The organism is Bacillus sp. H1a, from assembly GCF_000633475.1.
GTDB classification, from domain to species: domain Bacteria; phylum Bacillota; class Bacilli; order Bacillales; family Bacillaceae_G; genus Bacillus_A; species Bacillus_A paramycoides.
The window spans coordinates 1-6,557 of record NZ_AYMH01000091.1; the positions used below are offsets into that span (position 1 = coordinate 1).

The window sequence follows — 6,557 nt, forward strand, 5'->3', positions numbered from 1 at the left end:
GCTGTTTTTCTACAACCAACCGGAAGAAAAAGTATTTGCTTATGTCTCAGTTGATATAAATCCAAGTTTAGAGGTGAGCGTAACAAAGGATCTTCGTGTTATAGATTTGCGAGCTTGTAATGATGATGGAAAGCGTATTTTAAAAGAAATGAAAGGATGGGAAAATAAACATTTGCAAGACGTAATACGTACTATTATAAAGAAAAGTCAAGAGGGTAAGTACTTAACGAATGATAAGCAAGTTATGCTAACAGCTGTTACAAAGGAAAAGTCGCTAGAACCACAGTTGGAAAAGGCTATGCAAGAATTAAAGAAAGAGTATGAGACAAAACATGTTACAGTCGTATATCAAAGCAGTACGATGCAAGTGCGAGAGAATGCCAAGAAAGCAGGAATTGGCACAGGTGTTTATATAAAGCAAGAGAATGAGAAGAAAAAACTGCTTTCTCCTCCTGTACCACCGTCTAATGATGAGGAACATGATGAGGAAATACATTCGCAACCAAAGCCATCTCTTGATGCATCATCTGATTTGTCTTCTGTAAAAGAAAAAAAATACGAGAAGCAAGAGCATAAAGAACAAAAGCATAAAGAACAAAAGCAAACCCAAGAACAGCCGGCCAAGCAAATAAAAGAAAATAATGGACATCAGCAAGAGAACAACGGTAGAGGATCTCAGCAAGGAAATAATGGACATCAGCAGGAGAACAACGGTAGGGGACCTCAGAAAGAAAATAATAGAAATCAGCAAGAAAACAACGGTAGAGGGCCTCAGAAAGAAAATAATGGACATCAGCAAGAGAACAACGGAAGAGGATCTCAGCAAGGAAATAATAGACATCAGCAAGAGAACAACAGTAGGGGATCTCAGAAAGAAAATAATGGACATCAGCAAGAAAGCAATGGTAGAGGGTCTCAGAAAGAAAATAACGGGCCTAAAAATGAGGACAAAAGCATTCCTGCCATACAATATTAAGGGAATGTAAAGAAGAATCCATAGAACATTGAAGATGGGGATTAGTTTCATGTTAGGATTGAAATCATTTTGTACAGCAACTTTACCAAATGATGGGATTCATCTGTAAGTTATTTGGAGTAGTCGTTTAATTTCAAAGCTGAAAGGAAATTATTATTCTATATTCTAAGCTATTTTCGTATCAAAAACCTAGAAGGTATATCTATTAATATAGTTTGCGTTTGTACTTAGAATAAGACGAAAAGGAGTATGTAAAAGATATAATGGAGAAAAAAATTCAACAAGAGAAAGATAAATCAAAACCTGTTTTTTATGATCCTAAAGGAAGAAGGAAAATAGCTTTTAGTTGGTTGCTATGTATCTTAATAGTTAGCGTAAGTATTGTATTTTATTTTTTCTTTCGAAGTATTTTTTCAACACCAGAAATTCCAAATATGAATCCTGCTGTAAAACAAAATACTAAACTTGTACCTATTAATCAAAAACTTAGCGACCAGCAGTTAAAGAAAGAAGAATTTAAATCAAATACCGAAATGAAATATAATAAAAATTCGGTCAATTCAACGGGCGATAGTAAACAACCTAAAGAAGTTTATGGTTTTTATGTGAACTGGGATGAAAATAGTACAGCTTCTTTAAAAGAAAATATCGATTCATTAACCATGTTAGTACCAGAATGGTATCACTTAAAAGCAGACTTAACAATTAGTAGTGAGATAAAATCTGAGATTGTAAAGTTAGCAGAAAAAAATCAAGTGAAAATTATGCCTTTACTTACTAACTATACGCAAAAAGCTTCTGGTCCTGATAGTGAACTTATTCATAAGTTACTGAATTCCCCAGATCATGTAAAGACAAAGTTTATTAATAATTTAGTAAAGCAAGTTGAAAAGAATCGATTTTCGGGTATTAATATTGACTTTGAGGCAATACCTGAAAGCGATAGAGAAAAATTAACAAATTTCATGAAAGAACTTACTACGGTCTTTCATAAACATCATTTGCTCGTTACGCAAGATGTCCCTGCTAATGATAAAGCTATTGATTATGGTGAGTTAGCCAAAGTAATAGATCGTATGATTGTAATGATGTATGATGAGCACTATGGAGCAGGGGTACCAGGACCAATTGCTTCAAATAAATGGTTTGAACATACGCTTAATGGACTAGACATTCCGTCTGAGAAACTTATAGTTGCTTTCGGTAACTATGGATATGATTGGGAAGTAAATAGTAAAAAAACTGCGAAGTCTTTAACTTTCTCAGAAGTTATGACAATGGCTCATGATTCAAATATAAAAATTCAATGGGATAAGATTAGTGGAAACCCTTATTTTAGATATAAAGCAGGAGCGAAAGAACATACTGCTTGGTTCTTAGATGGTGTTACTCTTTATAATCAAGTAAAAAGCGCAATGAACAACAATGCAAAGGGATTTGCGTTATGGAGACTAGGAGCAGAAGATCCTACTATATGGAAAGTATTAAAGAATCCTATTGAGGTACAAAAAAATCCTGATGCATTACATAAAATCGCTAGTTTAGATGAAGTAAATTATTCTGGACAAGGCGAAATTTTGCAGGTTGAGAATGAGAGACACAATGGATTGAGGGATTTTAAAGTAGACAAAAATGGTTATTTTACAGATGAAGTGTATCAATCACTGCCATCTTCATATGAAGTGCAACGATATGGAAAGCCAAAAGGCAAACAAGTAGCATTAACATTTGATGATGGACCAAATCCGAAATATACACCGGAAATTCTAGATATATTAAAAGAGTATAAAATAAAAGCTGCCTTTTTTGTACTTGGTGAAAATGCGCAATTAAATCCTAGTATTGTTAAAAGAATATACGATGAGGGGCATGAGATTGGCAATCATACCTTCAAGCATCCTAACGTCGCTGATACGTCTTTGCTACGTACAAAAGTAGAACTTAATACAACTCAGCGCCTAATCCAAGAAATAACTGGGCATTCTACGGTTTTATTTAGGCCACCGTATGAAGCAGATGCTAACCCGGATTCATCAAATGAAATACTGCCTATTTTGCGTGCACAAAATATGAACTATACAATGGTGGCAGAAAAAGTTGATCCTGAGGATTGGGCGACTCCATCAACAAATGAATTAGTAAAGCGTACTCTTAATCCCATTTATAAGGGGGAGGGAAATGTTATTCTTCTCCATGATGCAGGAGGGGATCGTACCCATACGGTAGAGGCGCTGCCGATGATTATTAAAGATCTTAAAAAGAATGGATATAGTTTTGTAACAATTTCAGATTTAATGAATAAAGAACGAGATGAAGTTATGCCTCCCGTTTCTTCAGAGGATAAGCAATATTTACTTTATAATAAAGCTGTTTTTTCAGGAGCAGGATATTCTAAGCATATATTAACAACTATTTTTTATATTGCTATTGGATTAGGTATTTTCCGATTCCTATTTTTAATTTATTTTTCATTCAAGCAAAAAAAGAAAACAAACTCTCGTTTATTTGCTAATTCGTCTTATCAACCTTTTGTTAGTGTTGTGATAGCAGCATATAATGAAGAGAAGGTTATAGCTAAGACGATTCGCTCAATTTTGGATAGTAATTATAGAGAGTTTGAAGTTATTGTCGTTGATGACGGATCGAAAGATGATACGTCAAAAGTAATTCAAGAAACATTCTATAAACATCCTAGAGTTCGTTTAATTCAGAAAGAAAATGGTGGGAAATCATCCGCAATGAACTTAGGATTTCAAAAATCAACAGGAGAAATCATTGTCACTTTAGATGCGGATACAATTATTGCGCAAGACGCTATTTCTCTAATGATCAGACACTTTGAAGATCATAATGTAGCAGCAGTTTCAGGTAATGTCAAAGTGGGAAACAGACGGAACTTGTTAACTACTTGGCAACATGTTGAATATATTACAGGATTTAATTTAGAACGCAGAGCTTTTGATGAGTTAAATTGTATTACGGTAGTTCCTGGAGCTATTGGAGCATGGCGTAAAAAGAATGTAGTCGAATCTGGATATTTAAGCGAAGATACATTGGCAGAAGATACGGATCTTACTATTACATTTTTACGTGAAGGGCATAGAATCGTATATGAAGAAAAAGCGTATGCTTATACGGAGTCACCTGAAGATGTGAAAAGTCTTATTAAACAGCGATATCGTTGGTCATATGGTACACTCCAATGTCTTTGGAAACATCGAAAAGCATTGTTTAATGCAAAACATAAAACATTAGGGTTTATTGCATTGCCTAACATGTGGTTATTCCAATATGTTCTGCAATTTATTGCTCCTTTAGCAGATATATTAATGATTATGGGGCTATTTGGTAGCAATCCGCTAAAAGTTTTAGGATTTTATTTTGTATTCTTTTTAATGGATCTTGTCGCTTCTCTGTTTGCATTTAAATTAGAGAAAGAGAACCCTAAACCACTAGTATGGTTAATTTTACAACGCTTTATTTATCGTCAATTTATGACTTATGTTGTAATTAAATCTATATTTTCATCCATTCGAGGGGTAGCGGTAGGATGGAATAAACTAAAGAGAATGGGAAGTGTTGAGCATTCCCCAGAACATAAGGAGGCATCATAAGAGAGCAGACGATATGCTCTCTTTTTGTTAAAATGACTCACCATATCAAAAAAAGAAAATTGTTTGAACTTGTAGCATAAAATACAATACAATTCTGTTAGGAATATATGCGTTTTACTGATTTTCATTTTATCTTTGCACCAGAACCTCTAATAATCTATACTGGTTGTTTAGAAAAAGAAGAAGGTTTCTTCTGAAACTGACCTTTCCTAACCTTAAGTTGATGGATGTGTGGTGCTACACCGGGATGTACATTTTTTTAAACAAGTAGTAAAAAAACTTTGCAACTAATAAAGTAATAAGGTTTACTTCAGTAAAATAAGGTATATTATATTTGTTGAATAGATTCTCTTTAAAGACAAGAAAAGTAGGTGAACAAAGTGGGAAAATATCAATTGGATTACAAAGGTCAGGTAGCTGTGACAAAATTTCATGAAAAACAGACGCCTGCCAAATTTGATAAAAAGCAGCAAATTGAAAAATTGCGTGCGGAGTATTTGAAAAAGAAGCAAAAACAAACAGATAAATAATATGTTACGTTTTTTCAAGTTTTCTGTATATGGTGCAAACAAACACAAGAAAATAGGTAAGTTATTCATCGTTCAAATATATACAGGCTATTTTTTCAAACCTCTTACTTATGCAACTAACGTATGCGTTAATTCATTAAGAATAACTAAAAAAGTCGATTCCTTGAGATGGAAATCGGCTTTTTTAAATTTCCTTAGCGTTGTAAATCCGCATTTTCCTGACGCTACCCCAAGCAGGAAAAACAAATACTCTTGCTTCTCTAAATGTGTTACAAACCCTTACCAGAACCACCACTAGCTCATTTATATAATTATCGTTAGCGGAAGTTCATTATATTTTTCTACGTACTAAATAAAAAGCTAATGACCCCATAATAACAGGTGCAACGAAATAAGAAAAATGTGCAACGAAATAAAAAAAATGTGAAAAAGAAAAAGTAAAAAGAAAAAGAAATGGTGTAAGTGTATAGATAACTGCTAGTCCTATAAATACAGGAATTCCAAATTGAAACTCTCTACATCGTTTGATTTTCCTGTATAACACTTCTCCAATTAGACAAGCTATAAGAGCTGGTATACTGCCATAAATGACGATAGTTTTAATGAATCCAAATACAACGGTCGGATGAATAAAGCTAGGATTAAAAATATATGCAATCAAGAACCACCCGAAAATAAAAGTAAACAGACTTGCAGCATAACTAATTACAAATTTTTTCAACGTAATCATCCTCACAATTTCCTAATATTATCTTCATTGTATGACAGTTACCATTATATAAGATAGATAAAATGTGAAATGAATAACGTATACATGTGAGGTTAATGTCTCATTATCAGTAGCAAGAAAAAAGCGGATCCCTCCTCTAAAAAGGCATCCACTTATTCATTATGTGCTTCTATACTTGTTTTGTTTTTTTTGCTCTTGCAAACTTCCAAAAAGCTGCAAGTAGTATGAGAAGCGGTATTCCCTGAATGAAGAGAAATCCTCCCAAAAAATATAGTGCACGACTAACTAGAGGAGGGGCTGTTGCCGAATCACCTGCATAATAAGCTCCATAATAAGCCACCCCACCTGCATAATCAGCTATCCCACCTATAAGAAAAGCTATTGGACTTGTGAGTAGGTTTATCCCTAAACAGACCATTATCAATGATAGGCTTTTAGCCTTAATTTTTGATGAACCAGACAAGAAAAATAAGAATATTGCAGTGCCGAATATAAGAAACAGTGGTACATAATAAATTCCCATAATATCCCTCCATGACTTTAATTGTACATCAGCAAAGACAAATTTGTGCAAATTTGGATGAATAGGATATTCATGCTCGGTTAACATAACGTCTCATTATCAGCAGTCAACGATGCATAAAATTTTCGTTATGGGGAGAATTAAAAATCTTAGCTTGATGGGCATGGGGTAGCACCACACATCC

Annotated in this window: 5 protein-coding genes; 3 read left to right on the forward strand and 2 right to left on the reverse strand. The window is 33.9% G+C overall.

Going from position 1 to position 6,557, the window contains the following annotated elements; translation table 11 throughout:
• The 3 genes from U860_RS0129515 to U860_RS36140 all read left to right on the forward strand — a co-directional run.
• Window positions 1–976, forward strand: a 976-nt coding sequence (locus U860_RS0129515) for a hypothetical protein (protein WP_025151301.1), incomplete at its 5' end; no start/stop codon positions are given.
• A 263-nt stretch (window positions 977–1,239) separates the two neighbouring features.
• A complete protein-coding gene (locus tag U860_RS0129520) occupies window positions 1,240–4,590 on the forward strand; it encodes a glycosyltransferase (protein WP_025151302.1) in 3,351 nt (1,116 codons plus the stop codon).
• Window positions 4,591–4,970: 380 nt separating this feature from the next.
• On the forward strand, window positions 4,971–5,120 hold the full coding sequence (locus tag U860_RS36140) for a hypothetical protein (RefSeq protein ID WP_025151303.1): 150 nt from the start codon (window positions 4,971–4,973) through the stop codon (window positions 5,118–5,120).
• Between the two features lie 331 nt (window positions 5,121–5,451).
• On the opposite strand, the gene U860_RS0129530 is transcribed toward U860_RS36140, so the two are convergent.
• Together U860_RS0129530 and U860_RS0129535 are read right to left on the reverse strand one after the other, a co-directional pair.
• Window positions 5,452–5,850, reverse strand: a complete 399-nt coding sequence (locus U860_RS0129530) for a hypothetical protein (RefSeq protein WP_029953175.1) — start codon at window positions 5,848–5,850, stop codon at window positions 5,452–5,454.
• 169 nt (window positions 5,851–6,019) lie between these two features.
• A complete protein-coding gene (locus U860_RS0129535) occupies window positions 6,020–6,373 on the reverse strand; it encodes a hypothetical protein (RefSeq protein WP_025151305.1) in 354 nt (117 codons plus the stop codon).
• Window positions 6,374–6,557: the final 184 nt, after the last annotated feature.

Coding starts and splice junctions, on each gene's coding strand:
- U860_RS0129530 (WP_029953175.1), bottom strand. CDS start 5,850: ATGATTACGTTGAAAAAATTTGTAATTAGTTATGCTGCAAGTCTGTTT.
- U860_RS0129520 (WP_025151302.1), top strand. CDS start 1,240: ATGGAGAAAAAAATTCAACAAGAGAAAGATAAATCAAAACCTGTTTTT.
- U860_RS0129535 (WP_025151305.1), bottom strand. CDS start 6,373: ATGGGAATTTATTATGTACCACTGTTTCTTATATTCGGCACTGCAATA.